At 64.3% G+C, this 16,760-nt stretch carries 16 protein-coding genes, 1 tRNA gene and 2 pseudogenes; 5 read left to right on the forward strand and 14 right to left on the reverse strand.

Annotated features, from left to right (window positions below; all coding sequences use genetic code 11):
* Positions 1-350, forward strand: a pseudogene (locus tag Q0R16_RS19620) (rod shape-determining protein); the annotation flags it as partial.
* A gap of 138 nt (positions 351-488) precedes the next feature.
* On the opposite strand, the gene rplA reads toward Q0R16_RS19620, so the two are convergent.
* From rplA to Q0R16_RS17670, 7 genes are all read right to left on the reverse strand, one after another.
* A complete protein-coding gene (gene rplA / locus Q0R16_RS17640; RefSeq protein ID WP_295639260.1) occupies positions 489-1,190 on the reverse strand; it encodes a 50S ribosomal protein L1 in 702 nt (233 codons plus the stop codon).
* 4 nt (positions 1,191-1,194) lie between these two features.
* On the reverse strand, positions 1,195-1,626 hold the full coding sequence (gene rplK / locus Q0R16_RS17645; protein WP_295639263.1) for a 50S ribosomal protein L11: 432 nt from the start codon (positions 1,624-1,626) through the stop codon (positions 1,195-1,197).
* A 149-nt stretch (positions 1,627-1,775) separates the two neighbouring features.
* Positions 1,776-2,312, reverse strand: coding sequence for a transcription termination/antitermination protein NusG (gene nusG, locus Q0R16_RS17650; RefSeq protein ID WP_295639266.1), 537 nt, complete (start codon positions 2,310-2,312; stop codon positions 1,776-1,778).
* 45 nt (positions 2,313-2,357) lie between these two features.
* Positions 2,358-2,552, reverse strand: coding sequence for a preprotein translocase subunit SecE (secE, locus tag Q0R16_RS17655; protein ID WP_295639269.1), 195 nt, complete (start codon positions 2,550-2,552; stop codon positions 2,358-2,360).
* 174 nt (positions 2,553-2,726) lie between these two features.
* The gene (locus tag Q0R16_RS17660) at positions 2,727-2,882 is read right to left on the reverse strand and encodes a hypothetical protein (protein WP_295639272.1); all 156 of its coding nucleotides are present in this window, start codon (positions 2,880-2,882) and stop codon (positions 2,727-2,729) included.
* 137 nt (positions 2,883-3,019) lie between these two features.
* Positions 3,020-3,095, reverse strand: a tRNA-Trp gene (locus Q0R16_RS17665).
* Between the two features lie 61 nt (positions 3,096-3,156).
* Positions 3,157-6,063, reverse strand: coding sequence for an adenylate/guanylate cyclase domain-containing protein (locus Q0R16_RS17670; protein ID WP_295639275.1), 2,907 nt, complete (start codon positions 6,061-6,063; stop codon positions 3,157-3,159).
* A 220-nt stretch (positions 6,064-6,283) separates the two neighbouring features.
* Between Q0R16_RS17670 and Q0R16_RS17675 the strand changes: the two genes are divergently transcribed.
* Positions 6,284-8,545, forward strand: a complete 2,262-nt coding sequence (locus Q0R16_RS17675) for an EAL domain-containing protein (protein WP_295639278.1) — start codon at positions 6,284-6,286, stop codon at positions 8,543-8,545.
* A gap of 58 nt (positions 8,546-8,603) precedes the next feature.
* On the forward strand, positions 8,604-9,377 hold the full coding sequence (aat, locus tag Q0R16_RS17680; protein ID WP_295639281.1) for a leucyl/phenylalanyl-tRNA--protein transferase: 774 nt from the start codon (positions 8,604-8,606) through the stop codon (positions 9,375-9,377).
* Positions 9,378-9,412: 35 nt separating this feature from the next.
* On the opposite strand, the pseudogene Q0R16_RS17685 reads toward aat, so the two are convergent.
* From Q0R16_RS17685 to Q0R16_RS17700, 4 genes and pseudogenes are all read right to left on the reverse strand, one after another.
* Positions 9,413-9,826 (reverse strand): annotated as a pseudogene (locus tag Q0R16_RS17685) (DUF2155 domain-containing protein); the annotation flags it as partial.
* On the reverse strand, positions 9,826-10,266 hold the full coding sequence (locus Q0R16_RS17690) for an NADH:ubiquinone oxidoreductase subunit NDUFA12 (RefSeq protein WP_295639284.1): 441 nt from the start codon (positions 10,264-10,266) through the stop codon (positions 9,826-9,828). The pseudogene Q0R16_RS17685 and the gene Q0R16_RS17690, both read right to left, overlap by 1 nt.
* Before the next feature lie 95 nt (positions 10,267-10,361).
* Positions 10,362-10,883 carry a DUF192 domain-containing protein gene (locus tag Q0R16_RS17695; protein ID WP_295639287.1) on the reverse strand — a complete coding sequence of 174 codons (522 nt, stop codon included), beginning with the start codon at positions 10,881-10,883 and terminating at the stop codon, positions 10,362-10,364.
* Complete coding sequence (locus tag Q0R16_RS17700) at positions 10,873-11,421, reverse strand: RecX family transcriptional regulator (protein WP_295639290.1); 549 nt, start codon at positions 11,419-11,421, stop codon at positions 10,873-10,875. The genes Q0R16_RS17695 and Q0R16_RS17700 overlap by 11 nt, the downstream gene beginning before the upstream one ends.
* 217 nt (positions 11,422-11,638) lie before the next feature.
* Here Q0R16_RS17700 and Q0R16_RS17705 point away from each other — a divergent pair, with 217 nt between their 5' ends.
* The gene (locus Q0R16_RS17705) at positions 11,639-13,417 is read left to right on the forward strand and encodes a fatty acyl-AMP ligase (protein WP_295639293.1); all 1,779 of its coding nucleotides are present in this window, start codon (positions 11,639-11,641) and stop codon (positions 13,415-13,417) included.
* Here Q0R16_RS17705 and Q0R16_RS17710 read toward each other — a convergent pair.
* From Q0R16_RS17710 to Q0R16_RS17720, 3 genes are read right to left on the reverse strand one after another with little or no spacing between them, the layout of a single operon-like run.
* Positions 13,414-13,539 carry a hypothetical protein gene (locus Q0R16_RS17710; protein WP_295639296.1) on the reverse strand — a complete coding sequence of 42 codons (126 nt, stop codon included), beginning with the start codon at positions 13,537-13,539 and terminating at the stop codon, positions 13,414-13,416. The genes Q0R16_RS17705 and Q0R16_RS17710 overlap by 4 nt on opposite strands.
* 40 nt (positions 13,540-13,579) lie before the next feature.
* Complete coding sequence (locus tag Q0R16_RS17715) at positions 13,580-14,755, reverse strand: M14-type cytosolic carboxypeptidase (RefSeq protein ID WP_295639299.1); 1,176 nt, start codon at positions 14,753-14,755, stop codon at positions 13,580-13,582.
* A 43-nt stretch (positions 14,756-14,798) separates the two neighbouring features.
* The gene (locus tag Q0R16_RS17720) at positions 14,799-15,509 is read right to left on the reverse strand and encodes a DUF4136 domain-containing protein (RefSeq protein WP_295639303.1); all 711 of its coding nucleotides are present in this window, start codon (positions 15,507-15,509) and stop codon (positions 14,799-14,801) included.
* A 135-nt stretch (positions 15,510-15,644) separates the two neighbouring features.
* Between Q0R16_RS17720 and galE the strand changes: the two genes are divergently transcribed.
* Positions 15,645-16,667, forward strand: a complete 1,023-nt coding sequence (galE, locus tag Q0R16_RS17725; RefSeq protein ID WP_295639306.1) for a UDP-glucose 4-epimerase GalE — start codon at positions 15,645-15,647, stop codon at positions 16,665-16,667.
* The last annotated feature ends 93 nt before the right edge of the window (positions 16,668-16,760 follow it).

A 16,760-nucleotide genomic window follows, 5' to 3' on the forward strand; every position in this document is an offset into this window, starting at 1 on the left:
CAGCCGAATCGGCCGGAGCTCGAGAGGTCTACCTGATCGAGGAACCCATGGCTGCCTCCATCGGCGCCGGACTTCCGATCACCGAGGCGTCGGGCAACATGATCGTCGATATCGGCGGCGGCACGACGGAAGTCGCCGTGATTTCACTGGCCGGGATCGTTTATGCCCAGTCTACTCGCATGGGTGGCGACAAGATGGATGAAGCCATTGTCCAGTACATTCGTAAAAAGTACAACCTGCAGATCGGCGAGCGCATGGCAGAATCGATCAAGATCGACATCGGTGAAGCCTATCCAGGTCCCGATGTACTGACAAAGCTGGTTAAGGGGCGCGACCTGGTTTCAGGTATAAAGTCGAGGCACGTTTGCGCAGCGCCAGCGTGTCTCGACTTCGCTCGACACGAACGGGGCATCGGGATCAGACGCGCCCAACAAAAAGGCCGGGAAGCTTGCGCTTCCCGGCCTTTTCTGTGTCTTGAATTGATCAGATCAGCCGGCGTAAACTTCGGCGACGTCGATCTTGAGGCCGGGGCCCATCGACGAGCTGAGTGAGATCTTCTTCACGTACTTGCCCTTGGCGCCGGCCGGCTTGGCCTTGACGATCGCATCGACGAACGCATCGAAGTTGGCGCGCAGCGCCGCGTCCGAGAAGCTCATCTTGCCGATGCCGCCGTGGATGATCCCGGCCTTTTCGACACGGAATTCGATCTGGCCGCCCTTGGCTGCCTTGACCGCTTCGGCGACGTTGGGGGTGACGGTGCCCAGCTTGGGGTTCGGCATCAGGCCCTTGGGACCCAGTGTCTTGCCCAGGCGCCCGACCACGGCCATCATGTCGGGCGTGGCGATCACGCGGCCGTAATCGAGATTGCCGGCCAGCATGTCTTCCATCAGATCTTCGGCACCGACCCTGTCAGCGCCTGCCGCCAGAGCCGCTTCGGCCTTGTCGCCGCGCGCGAACACCGCAACCTTGACGTCCTTGCCGGTGCCCGAAGGCAGCGTGACCATGCCGCGGACCATCTGGTCGGCGTGGCGCGGATCGACGCCCAGGTTGAGCGCGACTTCGACCGTCTCGTCGAACTTGGTGGTCTTGAGATCGCGCAGCGCCTGCAGCGCTTCGCCAATGCCATAGAGCTTCATGTTGTCACCAAGCTTGGTGCCGAGCGACTTTTGCTTCTTGGATTGAAATACCATCGGATCAGCCCTCCACGACCTGGATGCCCATCGCGCGGGCGGAACCTTCGATGATCTTGACGGCGGAGTCGAGATCGTTGGCGTTGAGATCGACCATCTTGGCGGTGGCGATATCGGCCAGTTGCGCACGCGTGATGGTTCCGGCCGAAATCTTGCTCGGCTCCTTCGAACCCGACTTTATGCCCAGCGCCTTCTTGATCAGGAAGGTTGCAGGCGGGGTCTTGGTCTTGAAGGTAAAGCTGCGATCCGCGAACACGGTGATGACGGTGGGGAGCGGGGTGCCCTTGTCCACGTCCTGCGTGGCAGCGTTGAACTGCTTGCAGAATTCCATGATGTTCACGCCGCGCTGACCCAGCGCCGGCCCGATCGGCGGCGCGGGCTTGGCTTCACCTGCAGGAACCTGCAGCTTGATATAGCCTTCGATTTTCTTGGCCACGAAGGGCCTCCTTTCTTCCTGTTGCCCGTCAAGCGAGCTCAGAGTGAGCGGTCAAGCAACGAACCGAAGTTCGCCTCCCGCGGAGATTCGCCAGCGAAAATCGTCAGCGAAGTGCGCGCCGTTAGCGACAGAAGCCGCAAATGGCAAGCTTACTTGGAGAGTTCGACTTCCTCGAAGCCGAGTTCGACCGGGGTCGCGCGGCCGAAGATCGAGACCGAGACCTTGACGCGGTTCTTGTCGAAATCGAGTTCCTCGACCACGCCGGTGAAGCTGGCGAACGGGCCGGCGTTGACCTTGACCGAATCGCCGATCTCGTAATCGACGCTGACCTGGCGGCGCGGTTCGGCTGCGGCCTGGTCGCGCGCGCCGAAATAGCGGGCGGCTTCACGGTCCGAAATCGGCTGCGGCTTGCCCATCGAACCCAGGAAGCCGGTGACCTTCGGCGTGTTCTTGATCAGGTGGTAGACATCATCGTTCATCGCCAGCTTGGCGAGCACGTAGCCAGGCATGAACTTGCGTTCGACCTGGACCTTCTTGCCGCGCTTGACCTCGGTGATCGTTTCGGTCGGCACTTCGACGTCTTCGACCAGTTGGGTCAGGCCCATGCGTTCGGCCTCGGACAGGATCGATTCGCGGACCTTGTTCTCGAAGCCGGAATAGGCGTGGATGATGTACCAGCGGGCCATGGACAGTCTCTCGGCGAAAGGCGTTGAAAGGGTAAGCTGCGCGGGTTACGCGAGCTTGAGCAGGAAGCTGACAATCGCGCCGAACAGCGTGTCGATGCCAAGGAAGAACACCGAGAGGACAACCATCATCAGTCCCACGAAGATCGCGGTGGTGGTGGTTTCCTGGCGGCTGGGCCACACCACCTTGCGCGCTTCGGCACGCACCTGGTTGACGAATTCGCCGGGGCTGGTCTTGGCCATGACTTGTCGGGTTCCTGACAGTTGCAAATCGCGGCTTCCGGCTAGGGGTCATCGCCGCCCCGGACAGATCCGGGAGGGGCTTGGCGATTTTCCGATGTCAGAAGACGAATGTGATCTAGGCCGAGTGCCACAAAAACGCAAGAGGGTGGGGAACACGAGCGCCTGACCTGAAATTCAGCGCCGGTTCCACCAGCCAGGCGGCAGCTTCTCATCGTCGATCCGCCAGCGTTCACGATAGCGGGCGCGGCGGCTGAAATAGTATTGCAGTGCCAGTGCCACGGCGCTCAGCACCAGCACCAGCAGCACGCCGTAACCGACGATCAATCTCATTTCCACAGGTTCATTACCATCGCGCGACCATCGCTTTCGTCTCGGTGCCAATCATGCCGCAGCGCGCGAACATCGTTGCAGCAACGCTTGCGCGCGCAACTCGGCCCTTAAATCTTTTTGGCGAATCTTGGTGATTTTGGCAGGAGTGGAGGGACTCGAACCCACGGCCCTCGGTTTTGGAGACCGATGCTCTACCAACTGAGCTACACTCCTGTGCGGGAGCGTCCCTAGTGGCTTGGTAGGGAATGTGCAAGCGGCGAGGTTGGCACGGCCATCAGGCTGGCCCTTCGACAGCGTAAATCGCGCAAGCCGTTGCCCGCCCACGCACGCGGATGCGATCGACCAGCCGCACCTTGAACCGGCCTTCGACCAGCGAAGCCGTCCGTTCGCATACCAGCAGGTCGATGCTGTAATCGCGCGTCAGTTCCTGGAGCCGCGACGCCAGGTTCACGCTGTCGCCGATCACGGTGTAGTCCATCCGCTTGGGGCTGCCGATCGTGCCCGCGACCACCTCGCCGGTAGTCACGCCCAGCCCGAGCCGCAATTCGGGCGCGCCGCGCGCGCACCGCCGCGCATTGATCGCCACCAGCGCATCGATCATCGCCAGCGCGCTCGATACCGCGTTGACCGCATCGGGCCCGCGCGACAGCGGCGCGCCATATACCGCCATCACACCGTCGCCGAGGAACTTGTCCAGCACGCCATCGTGCGCCGCCACCGCCTCGAACAGTTCGCCGAACAGTTCGTTAAGCGTCTCGACCGTTTCGCGCGCACTCAACCGTTCGGCCAGGCCCGTGAAGTTGCGCACATCGGCGAACAGCACGCTGGCGGTGCAGGCGGTGCCGAACAACAAGCCGTCCTCGCGCCCCATGACCTGATCGACCACATCCTGGGTAAGGAACCTTCGCATTGCGCCCTGGAGGCGTTTTTCGCTGCTGAGGTCCTCGATCACCACCAGCACACCCGACCGGCCGTGGTTCGGCGAATCGCCTTCGAGCGGAACGATCGAGAGGTTCACCGCGCGCACGCCCCCATCGGCGACCACCAGATCGTAATCGAGCAACAGTTTGGATTCACCGCCGCCCAGCACGGCATCGACCTCTTCGACCAGCACGGGGTTGGTGCGGGCCACGAACGGCCGCGCATCGCTGCCCGCAAGCACCGTTTCGTCAAGACCCAGGATCGTTCCTGCGGCGCGGTTGATCTTGGTCACGCGCCACGCCGCATCGATCGCGACCACCCCGCCGGCCATAGAGCGCATGATGTTCTCGTCGAAATTGCGCTCGGCGATCAGTTCGGAAAACAGCCGCGCATTGTCGAGTGCGATGGCGGCCTGCGCACCGAATGCGGCCATCCTCACCACATCGTCTGCGTCGAACGGCAGCCCGTCGAGCCGGTTGAGCGCTTGCATCACCCCCAACCGGCGCCCGTCGCGCGTGGTGATGGGGATGCTCAGCGCGCTTTTGGTGCGATAGCCGGTCTGCGCGTCGATTGCCGGGTTGAAGCGCGGATCGGCATAGGCATCGGGCACCGCGACGATCTCGCCAGTGCGGAAGCTGTGCCCGGCAAGGCCGGTGCCCGAGGCAAAGGCGATCTGCCCGGCGCCGACTCCTTCGGCCACGAGGGCGGCCAGTTCGTCACCCTGAACGGGTCTATTGGGCCCCAGCCGGTGCGGGCCGGTGGCGACATCATCGCCCAGGTCGCCCGCCAGGAACAGCGAGGTGCGATCGGCATGGATGATCCGCGTGGTGACATTGACGATGCGTTCGAGCAGCGGGCGCAGTTGCAGGTCGCTTGTAATGGCGGTGTTGACCGCGATCAGCTCGCGCAGATCGGCGTTGCTGTCCTCGGCGCGCATCACGGCAAGGCTGAACCGTTCGGCCATCAGCAGCATGTGCGAATAGAGCACCATGAGCACGCCGAGCGAGATGAATTCGTAAGCCTGCGCGCGATCTGCCGCGACCCAGCCTTCGACCACCACCGCCTCGACCGCGAACGATGCCACGAACAGTGCGATGCCGAACAGGAACAGCAGAGCGCCCTCGCGCCCGCGCGAGACGGCCCGGACAAGGATCCCCACCACCCAGAACAGCGTCGCCAAAGTCAGCACAATGAAACCGCGCTGGATGTGGCTGGCGGTCAACGTATCACCCAGCACGCCGAACAGCACGATCTGCGCGAGCAGGAAGGCCAGGAACATGCCGATGATCAGGCCGAACATCCGGCGCGGACTTTCGCGCGGATACAGCGTGTTCGCGGTAGCAAGGAAGAACATCATCGCGATCGTGCCGCCCAGATACTGGGTCGCCATCATGGTCGGGAATGTCAGCCCCGGGAACGCGATCAGCAGCACGTTGTCGAAGCCGATGATCGCCGAATTGGGCAGGTAGGCCAGGCAAGCCAAGCCGAAATAGAGCGAAGCACGATCGCGCGGCCGATAGAGAAACAGCGCGATGCCCAACGCCGCGATCAACAGCAGCGAAAGATCATACAGCATCATCCGCGCCCATTTCAGCGCATACCAGTCCTCCATGGGCTGCGTGGCGCCGATCACCGGGCTTTCCTGCAAGCCGTTTTCGCGGTGGAGGATCGAGGCCATCTCGATCCTGACATTCAGATCGCGTCCGATGGACACCAGCGGCACTGTCTGCGAACGAATGTCGTAACGGACAGTGGCCTTGGTCGCGCCGAGCGTGCCGCGCGCCGATTGCACTTCGCCATCGACGATGATCCGGCTCGCGGCGGTGATCGGCGCGAGGTAAAGCTGGTACCGCCCCGGCGGAAGCCCCCGCAGCACGGTCTCGAACCGCACGACGCCCGATTCGGGCAGCCGGCCGCCCGGATAAGCGGCGCCCCGCCACGGACCGGGCACCCGCAGCACGGTCTGCGCGCCAACCACGGGCCGGTTAGCGCCTGTCCCCCCGCCAAGCCAGGTCACCACCCACGAACCGCTCAGTTCGATCGGGCGGTTGAACGCACCATACCCGCTGAAATCGGCGATGCCGGCATGCACCGGCATCGCCGCACGGTCGACCGGATCGTGGAACAGCGGCGCCACCAGCGCAATCATCATGGCCAGCGCGGCCATGGCCAGCAACAGCCGGCCGCGCGCGGTACGGGCTGGCTGGAACCCGGCCAACCTCGACCGCAGGGGCTGTAGCCAGTCGATGACCCTTTGCATGCCCCCAGTCCCTATGCTTGGCCCCTTGCACGGCCGCGCCCGCCGCGCTTGCCCGCGTAACCTATCTGCACGCGCGACGTGCGTCGACCAGGCAATCGGCCACCGCTGGCGAGCGCGATCGAGGCTGGTCCGCACGCCCCCTAGCTGCCGTTAGCGCAATCTTAGCTTTACCGTGTCTAAACCTTTGCAATATTTGACGCTGCAAGAGGATCAGGTCAGCTTGACCGCCCACGCGACCCGCATCGAGAAATCTCGAAAGCGACAGCTTCTGCTGCCGATTGCGGCGCTGACGCTTGGCGGCCTGATCCTGCTTGTGGCGCTGGCGATGTATCTTGTGACACGCTTCGATCGCACTGCGGCAGAGCGCGAGAGCGCCGTCGTGGCGCAGGGCTTCTCGCGCCAGATCGAACAATACGAACTGGGCATGGCGCCCCAATCGGACTGGGACGAGGCCGTCCAGAAGCTCGATCACAACTTCGATGCCGCTTTCGCCGACCGCGATTTCGGCGCTCAGTTCTTCACGTTCAACGGCATCACCCACACGTTCATGATCGATGGTGGGGGCGTGCCGATCTACGCCTCCGTCATGGGCCGGCAACGACCACCGAAGAGCGCTTATCCCGATTTCGCTCCGCAGTTCGGCGCGCTGGTTCGCGAATTGCGACAGCGCGAGGCGCAGCGGCCGCCGATCGTGCCGACGGCCGCAAAAGATACGGTTACGCACCCGATCCAGGCGCATGGCCTGGTCAAGATCGATGGGCAGATCTGCATTCTCATCGCCACATTGATCCAGCCTGACATCGGGCTGATCCTGCCCAAGGGGCCGCGCGCGCCGATCGTGCTGACCGCAATGCCCGTGAACAAGCCGATGATGCGGGGTTTCGCTGCGTTCTACCTGCTCGACGATCTCGATGTTGTCACCTCGGCGCAAGCAGCCCACGGCAAGGCTTACGTCCCGCTGCGCGATATGTCCGGCAAAGAGATCGGCGGATTCGCGTGGACCCCGCGCCAGCCGGGTTCTGCGCTCTACAACCAGATGCGGATCTGGCTTGGCGCCGCGGTGCTGCTGTTCGGGCTGGTCGGCTGGATGATCATGCGGCGCAGCGCGAAAGTGGTCGACGATCTGATCGCAAGCGAGGCTCGCGCCCGCCATCTCGCGTTCCACGACATGCTTACCGGCCTGCCCAACCGTGCGATGCTGTTCGAACAGATGCCCGAACTGCTTGCAGAAGCTGGCCGCAGCCGGCGGGTTCTGGTGGTGATGGCCATCGACCTCGATCGCTTCAAGGAGGTCAACGACACGCTCGGCCACCAAGCCGGCGACGAGCTGCTCAAGGCCGTGGCAAACCGCTTGCTGCAACTGAAGCCCGATCGCGGCAATGCTTTCGCGGCTCGGCTTGGCGGCGATGAATTCGTCCACATGCACCTCGCGCGCGATCCGCAAGCGGCGCGCGAATTTGCCGACTGTGCGCTGGCGCTGATCCTCAAGCCGGTCGACAGCGATTTCGGCCGGCTGGACGTGGGCTGCTCGATCGGGCTGGCGATCATTGCCAGCGGCGCGATCGAATCCTCGAACCTGCTGCGCCAGGCCGATCTCGCGCTCTACCGCTCGAAGGCCCAGGGGCGCGCATGCGTGACCGTGTTCGAACCCGAACTCGAAACCGAATTCCACACCCGCCGCGTGATCGAAGCCAGTTTGCGCGCCGCGCTGAGTGCCCAGGCATTCCACATGGTCTACCAGCCGCAAGTCGATGGCAACGGCACCGTCATCGCGTTCGAGGCGCTGCTGCGGTCGTCGCAGCCACTGCTCAACGACATCTCACCCAGCACGTTCATCGCGCAGGCCGAAGAGTGCGGACTGATCATGGCGATTGGCGAACTTGTGCTGCGGCTGGTGTTCGAGGAAACCCGCCACTGGGCCGGCATGCGCATCGCGGTCAACGTGTCGGCGGTGCAGATGCGCGCGCAGGGGTTCGGCACCCGCATCGCGCAGATGGCCGCGCACGCGGGCATAGACCCCGCGCGCTACGAGATCGAACTGACCGAAACATCTCTGCTCACCGACGAGCCGACGACGGTCGAAAACTTCGCGATCCTGCGCGGGCTGGGCTTTTCGATCGCGCTCGATGATTTCGGCACCGGCCATTCGAGCCTCAGCCTGCTCCACCGCTTCAAGGTCGACCGGATCAAGATCGACCGGTCATTCATCAATGATCTTGGTGCCAGTGATCCTGGTGCCAGTGATCTTGGTGCCAGTGATCTTGGTGGCCCCGGTGGCGAGGCGGTGGTCAACGCGATCATCCAGCTTGCGCACAGCTTCGGGCTCGGAGTGATCGCCGAAGGGGTCGAAACCGAGGAACAACAGCGGCGGCTGGTCGAAGCAGGCTGCGTCGAATTCCAGGGCTATCTGTTTGGCGTGCCGATCCCCGCGTCCGAAGTTGAAGCCCGCTACCTTGGCGCGCCGATGGCGCTGCGGGCGTGAAAGACTGATTGGAAACTCCGCTTGATCTTCGCAACGTGGCGGGCAAGCTGCGGGCGCAATGACAGATTTTTCCACCCCGGCGATCATCCCCCCGGCGCTGCTGATGCAGGCTTATCGCAGCGGCATCTTCCCGATGGCCGATGCGCGCGATGACACCGAGATCTTCTGGGTGGAGCCCAGGCGCCGTGCAATCCTGCCGCTCGACCGATTCCGCTGTTCGCATTCGCTGGCCAAAGTGCTGCGCCGCGATCGTTTCCGCGTGACTTGCAACACCGCCTTCGACGCCGTGGTCAGCGCTTGCGCCGCACCGCGCCCGGCCGCAGATGAAAGCTGGATCAGCCACCGCATCCAGGCCAGCTACGCCGAACTGCACCGTATCGGCCTCGCGCATTCGATCGAGTGCTGGCACGGCGAAGATCTCGTCGGCGGACTCTATGGCGTGGGGTTCGATCGGGTGTTCTGTGGCGAAAGCATGTTCAGCCGCATGACCGACGCCAGCAAGGTCGCGCTGGCATGGCTGGTTGCGGCACTGCGCCAGGCGGGCGCCGAACTGCTCGATTGCCAGTTCCTCACCGATCACCTCGCCTCAATGGGCGCGATCGAGATCACGCAGGCGCAGTACCTCAAGCGCCTGGCAAAAGCTCAGTTGGTGGCGGTGTCCGGCGCTTCGGCAGCCGCCGGACTGGAAACCGGCGCCGGCGCGACTGCGGGCTTGGCGGGCGAAGGTTTCTTGCCGCTGCCGCTCGGTTTCGCGGCCTTGCTCGATGCGGCATCGCCCGGGAGCGCTTCGCCCGGGAAGTGCATCGCGCAATCCTTTACCCACACATCGTAAACCGGGTGCTCGACCACGTTGAGCGAAGGCGAATTCAGGAACAGCCAGCCCGAAAACACTTTGTGCCACGCCAGCTTCTCACGCACCGTGGCGCGTTCCTCGACAAAAAGCTGGACGAAAGCCCCGGTTTCCTGCGGATCTTCCCACGGCGCGGTACGCTCGCAACTCGCCAGCCGCACCACGGTATTGCCGAAGCGCTTCGATTCGCCGGGCTTCAGCGTGAAGGTCTGGGTGATGTTGTTGCGCTTGTTGAGCAGGCCCAGCGTCGCCACCCGGTCCTTGAGCGGGGTTGCGCCTTCGACTTCCATCGCCCCGCCGCTGGCGCTGCCCGCGGGCAAGGCTCTGGAGGCGGTCGCTTCGGGCGGCGGCGGCACGTCCTTGTTGCGGTCGCACCCGCCCAGCAAAGCCAAGCCGGCCAGCGCAGCAATGCGAAGGCTACACCGCAACATCAGTCTTCCGGCGACTTCGTCAGAATGTCGCCATCCGGCGACCAGGCATCGTAATCGCCGGTCGCAGCCGCACGATGTCCGCCCCGTTCAAGCGCGCCTTGGGGGCGATAAGCGCCCACGGTGCCCGTAGCGTTGGGGGTATAATCGACCTCCCAGATGCGTGCTGGCGGCAGGTTGCTTTCGGGCGTGCCGTCGAAATTGCCGTGCAGCCAGCCGTGCCATTCGGCCGGAACGCGGCTGGCATCGTTGGCGCCGTTGTAGATCACCCAGCGGCGTTCACGCCCATCGAACGGACCGCCGTTGGCGGTGCGTTTCTTGGCGCGGAAATAAGCGTTGCCTTGCGCATCGGTGCCGACTTTTTCGCCCGTCCGCGCGCTGTGGAGCAAGGTGCCGATGGTCGCACCATCCCACCACGTGAAGATCTTGCCCAAAAAGCTCATAAAATCTTGACCACTCGTCCGCCGGATTGCCGCCCGCCCTCACGCGCTGCGCTTAGCCGCACAGCGGGGTGAAGGGCAAGCTCGGAACCGATTGCCTACCAGGCCACCGCGTCACCAGTGCCGATCCCGAGCTGCGCAGCCCGTCCCCCGGCAAGTTCGAGCACGCCGATCACCGGCCCCACCGAATAAAGCGGTGTCAGGTCATAAGGCCGCGCGTTGACAGCAATGTTCGCGATCCGGTGATCGGGCCCGATGAAGATGATATCGAGCGGGATCACGGTGTTCTTCATCCAGAACGCCGCGGGACGCGCCGGGCTCATCGGAAAGATCATCCCCTCGGTCGGCCCCAGCGTCTTGCGGAACATCAGGCCTTTTTCCTGCTCGTCGAAGCTGCTCGCCAGTTCGACGCGGAATGCATGCGCTGCCGCACCGTTGCCGACGCGCAATGGGATGACCTTGAGGCCCGAAACAGGATGGCGCGATTCGGCCACGCGCTGCACGGCCGCATTGTGATGAGCCGGCGCCTTCGCCGAAACCGGCGCCGCATTCACGATCATCGCCACCGCCGCGATCGCTGCCGCGATGCGGACATGTGCCTTCATCCGTTCATTCGTCATCGTCTTCGCCAACCCAGTTTTCTGCCGCGGTGATCGTTGCTGCATCGACCAATTCGCGTGCGCTGGCAAGCGGATGACCAGCGCGCAACATCGCCGATAGCTGCTTTTCACGGGCGGCCGGGTCAAGCCGCTGGCCCGGCTGTGCGCTGCGGCTGAACGGCCCGAACCCGCGTTTGCGCGCCATTGTCAGCGCAGCCTCGCGCCGCTCGCGCTCGCTGCCGCGCGCCGATCCGCGCAAATCCTCGTCCACGTCCGCAGCGCGCAGCGTTTCGTCGATCCGCCGCGCACCATAGCCACGCCGCAACAGGCTCGAACCGCGCGCGCGAGCGAACGCTTCATCATCGACGTATCCTGCACGCACCATCCGTTCGACTACGCCATCGATATCGGGCGGAGGTGCGTCCTCGTCGCCGGCCCAGCCGCGCAGAGCCACCTTGCGGCGCAGATATGTACGCAACTTGCCCGCGCTGGTCGCAAAGCGCGCGGCATAAAATAACGCCAGTTCGTTCAGCTTGGCCGGATCGAGCGGGTTGGGCACGCGTTCGCGAGGCTCCCGTTTCGCCGGCTTGCGGTCCGCACGCGAACCGCCTGGTCGGCCCGATGCTGGTGGCGCGCGTTCCATTGCGCCACATTCGTGCCACACTCGCCGCACAATGGAAACATTCGCACAATTTGCCCAAAACCCTCGACGGGCAAAAGCGGGTTGGGCGAATGGCGCGGGCCGGCGCATGAAGACAACTTATGGTGGGTACTTGATGAATCTGGTTTCCAGCGTCCTCGAACACGCTTCTGCGTACGATATGGTCGATATCGGACCCGTCGCGACCCCCAATGACGATGGCGTGCCCCGACGTTACGCCGATTTCGTCACCTTCGGCGAAGCACTGGATTTTGCCGCGGCCGGCGCCAAAGGCCTCAATTTCCACGATCCGCGCGGGCGCCTCACCCGCCCCTACCCGTTCAGCGAATTGCGCGAAGACGCCCTCGCCACCGCGCGCCGGCTGATCGCGCGCGGCTTCGTGCCAGGCGATCGCGTCGCGCTGGTGGCCGAAACCGGCCCGGATTTCGCGGCCCTGTTCTGTGGCGCGGTCTATGCAGGCGTGTGGCCGGTGCCGCTGCCGCTGCCGACCAGCTTCGGCGGCAAGGAAAACTACATCGACCAGTTGGCAGTCCAGCTCGCCAGCTCGGACCCCAAGACGTTGCTTTATCCCGCCGAACTGGCCGAAATGGCCGGCGCCGCTGCCGCCCGCCAAGGCTGCGAAGGCCTGACGTACGAGGATCTCGCCGCCGAAGCAGCGCCGCAAGTGTCGCTCCCCGCCGCCGATCCCGACGCCATCTGCTACCTGCAATACTCCAGCGGATCGACGCGCTTTCCACACGGCGTTGCCGTCACTCACCGCGCGCTGCTGGCGAATCTTGCTGGGCATGCTTACGGCATGGGCTTCCAGGACGGCGATCGCGCGGTGTCGTGGCTGCCATGGTACCACGACATGGGGCTGGTCGGCTGCTTCCTCTCGCCAATCGCCAACCAGATGTCGGTCGATTACCTCAAGACCGAGGACTTTGCTCGCCGCCCGCTGGCGTGGCTCGATCTGATCAGCCGCAACCCCGGCACCACGCTCAGCTATTCGCCCACCTTCGGCTACGACATCTGCGCGCGCCGCATCTCGAGCCAGACCAGCGTGGCCGAACGATTCGACTTGTCGCGCTGGCGCGTGGCCGGCAACGGCGCCGACATGATCCGCCCCGACGTGATGCAGGGCTTTGTCAACGCCTTCGCGCCGGCCGGTTTCAAGGCCGCCGCCTTCCTGCCGAGCTACGGCCTGGCCGAAGCCACGCTGGCGGTCACGGTCATGCCGCCGGGCGAAGGGATCCGCGTCGAACTGGTCGAGGAGGAACGCCTCTCGGGCCAGCCGCGCGACTTGTCGCGCCCTGCCCGCTACCGCGCCATCGTCAACTGCGGCGTGCCAGTGCGCGGCATGGAAGTCGAAGTGCGCGGTGAAGCCGATACCCCGATCGCCGATCACAACATCGGCAAGGTCTGGTGCCGCGGATCATCGGTCATGCATTCGTACTTCCGCGATCCCGAATCGACCGCCGCCTGCATGGTCGGTGGTTGGCTCGACACCGGCGACATGGGCTACATGGCGCAAGGCTACCTGTTCATCGTCGGCCGGGCGAAGGACATGATCATCATCAACGGCAAGAACCACTGGCCGCAGGACATCGAGTGGGCGGTCGAACAATTGCCCGGCTTCCACCAGGGCGACATCGCCGCGTTCTCGGTCGAAGCCGACAACGGTGAGGAAACCCCCGCCGTTCTGGTCCATTGCCGCGTGTCAGATCCCAAGGAACGCATCAAGCTGCGCGAAGCGATCCGCGACAAAGTCCGCGCGGTCACCGGCATGAACTGCGTGATCGAACTGGTGCCGCCGCGCACGCTGCCGCGCACGTCGTCGGGCAAGCTCAGCCGTGCGAAAGCGAAGAAGCTGTATCTGTCCGGTGAAATCGCACCCTATCGGCTGGCGGCCTAGAAGGGCAGCGCGCGTCCGGCGAAGATCAGCGCAAAGGCGCAGCCCAGCACGATCGACGAGCGCGCCAGATCGACCAGCGGCAGTGGCGACGATTCGATCAGGGCGAGAGCTTTTGAGGCCATCCCCGTACCATGGCCCCCAGCCCTTAACGGCTCGTAAAGATCACGCCTTGCTCGCCAGCCATTCGTCGAGCGCAGCCAGGCATTCGCGGCCCAGCAGCATCGAGCGTTCGGGGCTCCAGCCGTAAACCGGATCGGGCAGATCGGCGTTGTCCTTGAACGGCATTTCCAGCGTCATCGCCACGCAGCCATGGCCCAAACCATTGCCCGCTCCGAAGCGTTCGGCGAGCTGGTTGGTCGACATCGACAAGTTGGCACTGCCGGGCCGGGCTTCGGGGTAACCGCGCCGGGTTTGAAAATCGGGCGTGCGGCGTTCGAGGATCGAACGGTAGCGGCGATATTCGGAGCCCTGCTGCTCGGTCCACGACGGGATGCCTTCAAAGCCCGCCAGGAACACCGCCGGAATTGCCTCGTCACCGTGGATATCCATCGCGAAATGCACGCCGGTTTCATCCATGGCGTTACGAATCGCCAGCACTTCGGGCGAGCGTTCCGCGCTGGGAGCATTCCATTCGCGGTTGAGGTTCACGCCGATGGCATTGCAGCGCAAGTGGCCACGCCGCGATCCATCGGGGTTGGCATTGGGGACAATGTGGAAGCGGCATTTCTGCCGCAACCGCCGCGCATGCGGATCGGCCGGGTCGGTCAGCATCGACAGCGCGCCTTCCATCCACCATTCGGCCATCGTTTCGCCCGGGTGCTGGCGCGCATAGAGCCACACTTGCGTCTCGCCCTCGCCCAGTTCGAGGCAATCGATCGGCTGTCCGTCGAGGCTGGTGCCCAGGCAACGGTGCGTGACGCCCTCGCCACCCGCCGCTTCGCTGACCAGATCATGATGCCGTTCGATCGAATAGGGCGCGAAATAGGCGAACCAGGCGATGCCCGAAACGGGAGCGTGACGGATCGTCAGCGTGCCACCGTCCTCACCCGGCTCCCACGCGGTTTCGGCACGGGTCCAGACCTGTCGGTCCTCGGAAACACAGGCCGCATAGTCGGTCCAGCCACCCGGATAGGCCGAAGCGCAAAGGCCCGTAATCCGCAACACCATCTCCTGTCCCGCCGCCGCGCAGGCGCGGAAATGGAACCACTGGAAAAAGTCCGATCCGTTGTCCTTGCGGATTGCAAGCGTGGCGGTTGCAGCATCGATGCGCAGGACTTCGATATTGCCCGAATCGAAATTGGCATCGATGCGGATTGCGTCAGTTACATTTGATGTCATGCCACTGCGATAGACTCGCGATGCCGACCGGGAAAGCCCTTCATCACCGCGCCGCGACCACGGTGGCGCTATTGGGGAAGCCTGCGAACAGCGCCTCGCTCAGCTTGGCCGCGGTCTTGCTGTTGTCGAGGCCGTCTGCGGTTTCATAGGCGGCGGTTTCGGCGTGGCCTTCCCACAGCACCGCGTTGGTTACACGGTCGCGGATGCGCACGTCGAGGCGGGTCGAAATGACCGGGCCCTTGGGCTTGGAAAAATCGAGGTTCAACGCCAGCCCGAAGCCGCTGCCGCGATTGCTGACATAGGTCTCGGCTGCGCCGCTGACCGGCTTGTGGCGCTGTTCGGCGGGGCGGACTTCGGCGTGGCTCAGCGCAATTTCAGCGACTTGGCCCCCGCTTGGGGACTGGCCCTGCGTATCGTAGCCCGCGTGCGCGAGTTGGCTGGCCACTGCCGCTTCGTAGATCGGCAGCCCGTCGGACAAGCCTGTGTTGGCCGGATCGCCCGCGCCGATGACAATGCTGCCGTGTGCGAGCACACCAACGGCTTCGGCCGAGCGCAGCCGAGTGACGGTGACGCGACCGCTCGGCCGTGAACTGTCGGTGCGATGGTCCCGCGCGCTCCAATCACCGCGGCCCATCGAGTCGCCGTGCCCCATCGCTTCGCCACGCCATTGCGCCTGCGCCGGGCCAGCGAGCAGCAAGCCGACAAGAGCCAGCGGGCCAGCGACTGCCATCTGAAGGGTGTGGCGCAGGGTCATGGGGAGCCTTTCGGAATGGAATCAACGGCAAGGCTAGGGCGGATCCGCTTGCGCCATGCTGAACGGTTTGACAGATTTGCACGACCCGCACGCGCGTTAACCACTTTTGGGCGGGGGCGTGATAGCGGATTGCGCATGACAGACCCGAATCCTGCACGCGCTAAAGTTCCCGTCCTCGTAACCGGCGGCGCCGGCTATATCGGCAGCCACGCGGTGCTCGCGCTGCGCGATGCCGGCTGGCCGGTGACGGTGATCGACAACCTCACCACTGGCTTCGGCTGGGCGGTGCCCGACGATGTGCCGTTCTACGAAGGCGATATCGAGGATGCCGCGCTGCTGGCCCGCATCTTCGCCGAGCAAGGCACGCAAGCCGTGATGCATTTCGCCGGATCGATCATCGTGCCCGAATCGGTTACCGATCCGCTCAAATACTACCACAACAACACCGCCAAGAGCCGGGCGCTGATCGCCGCAACGGTCAAGGCAGTGGTTCCGCATTTCATCTTTTCATCGACCGCCGCCACATATGGCGCGCCCGAAGTATCACCCGTCACCGAAGACACCCCGCGCGTGCCGATCAACCCATACGGCATGTCCAAGCTGATGACCGAGGCGATGCTGGCCGATGTCAGCCACGCGCATCCGATGAACCACTGCGCGCTGCGCTATTTCAACGTGGCGGGCGCCGATCCGCAAACGCGCACCGGACAATCGACCGCCGGCGCAACGCACCTGATCAAGGTCGCAGTCGAGGCGGCACTGGGAAAGCGCAGCCATGTCGGCGTGTTCGGCACCGATTACGCCACGCCCGACGGCACGGGCGTGCGCGATTACATCCACGTCTCCGACTTGGCCGCTGCGCATGTGCTGGCGCTGGATGCACTGATCGCCCAACCGGCACGCTCGCTCACCATGAACTGCGGCTATGGGCGCGGATTCTCGGTGCTGGAGGTGCTCGACGCGGTCGACCGGGTGACCAACCTCAAGATCGAGCGCAAGGTCGAAGGGCGCAGGCTGGGCGATTCGGGTTCGCTCGTCTCAGACAACACCCGCATCAGGGCAACCTTGCCGTGGGTGCCGAAATACGCCGATCTCGACACGATCGTACAGCACGCGCTGGCGTGGGAGCGCAAATTGGGCGAGATTCGCGGAGAGTGAGCACCGGCACCGGCCGCGCAATGGTTGACTTTCACCTGTCGTCCCCTTAACCGCGCGGCTTCAATTTTCTGCCGGACCAGCATCCGGCGTGAG

The organism is Novosphingobium sp. (assembly GCF_025351285.1).
In the GTDB taxonomy this organism is placed as follows: Bacteria; Pseudomonadota; Alphaproteobacteria; order Sphingomonadales; family Sphingomonadaceae; genus Novosphingobium.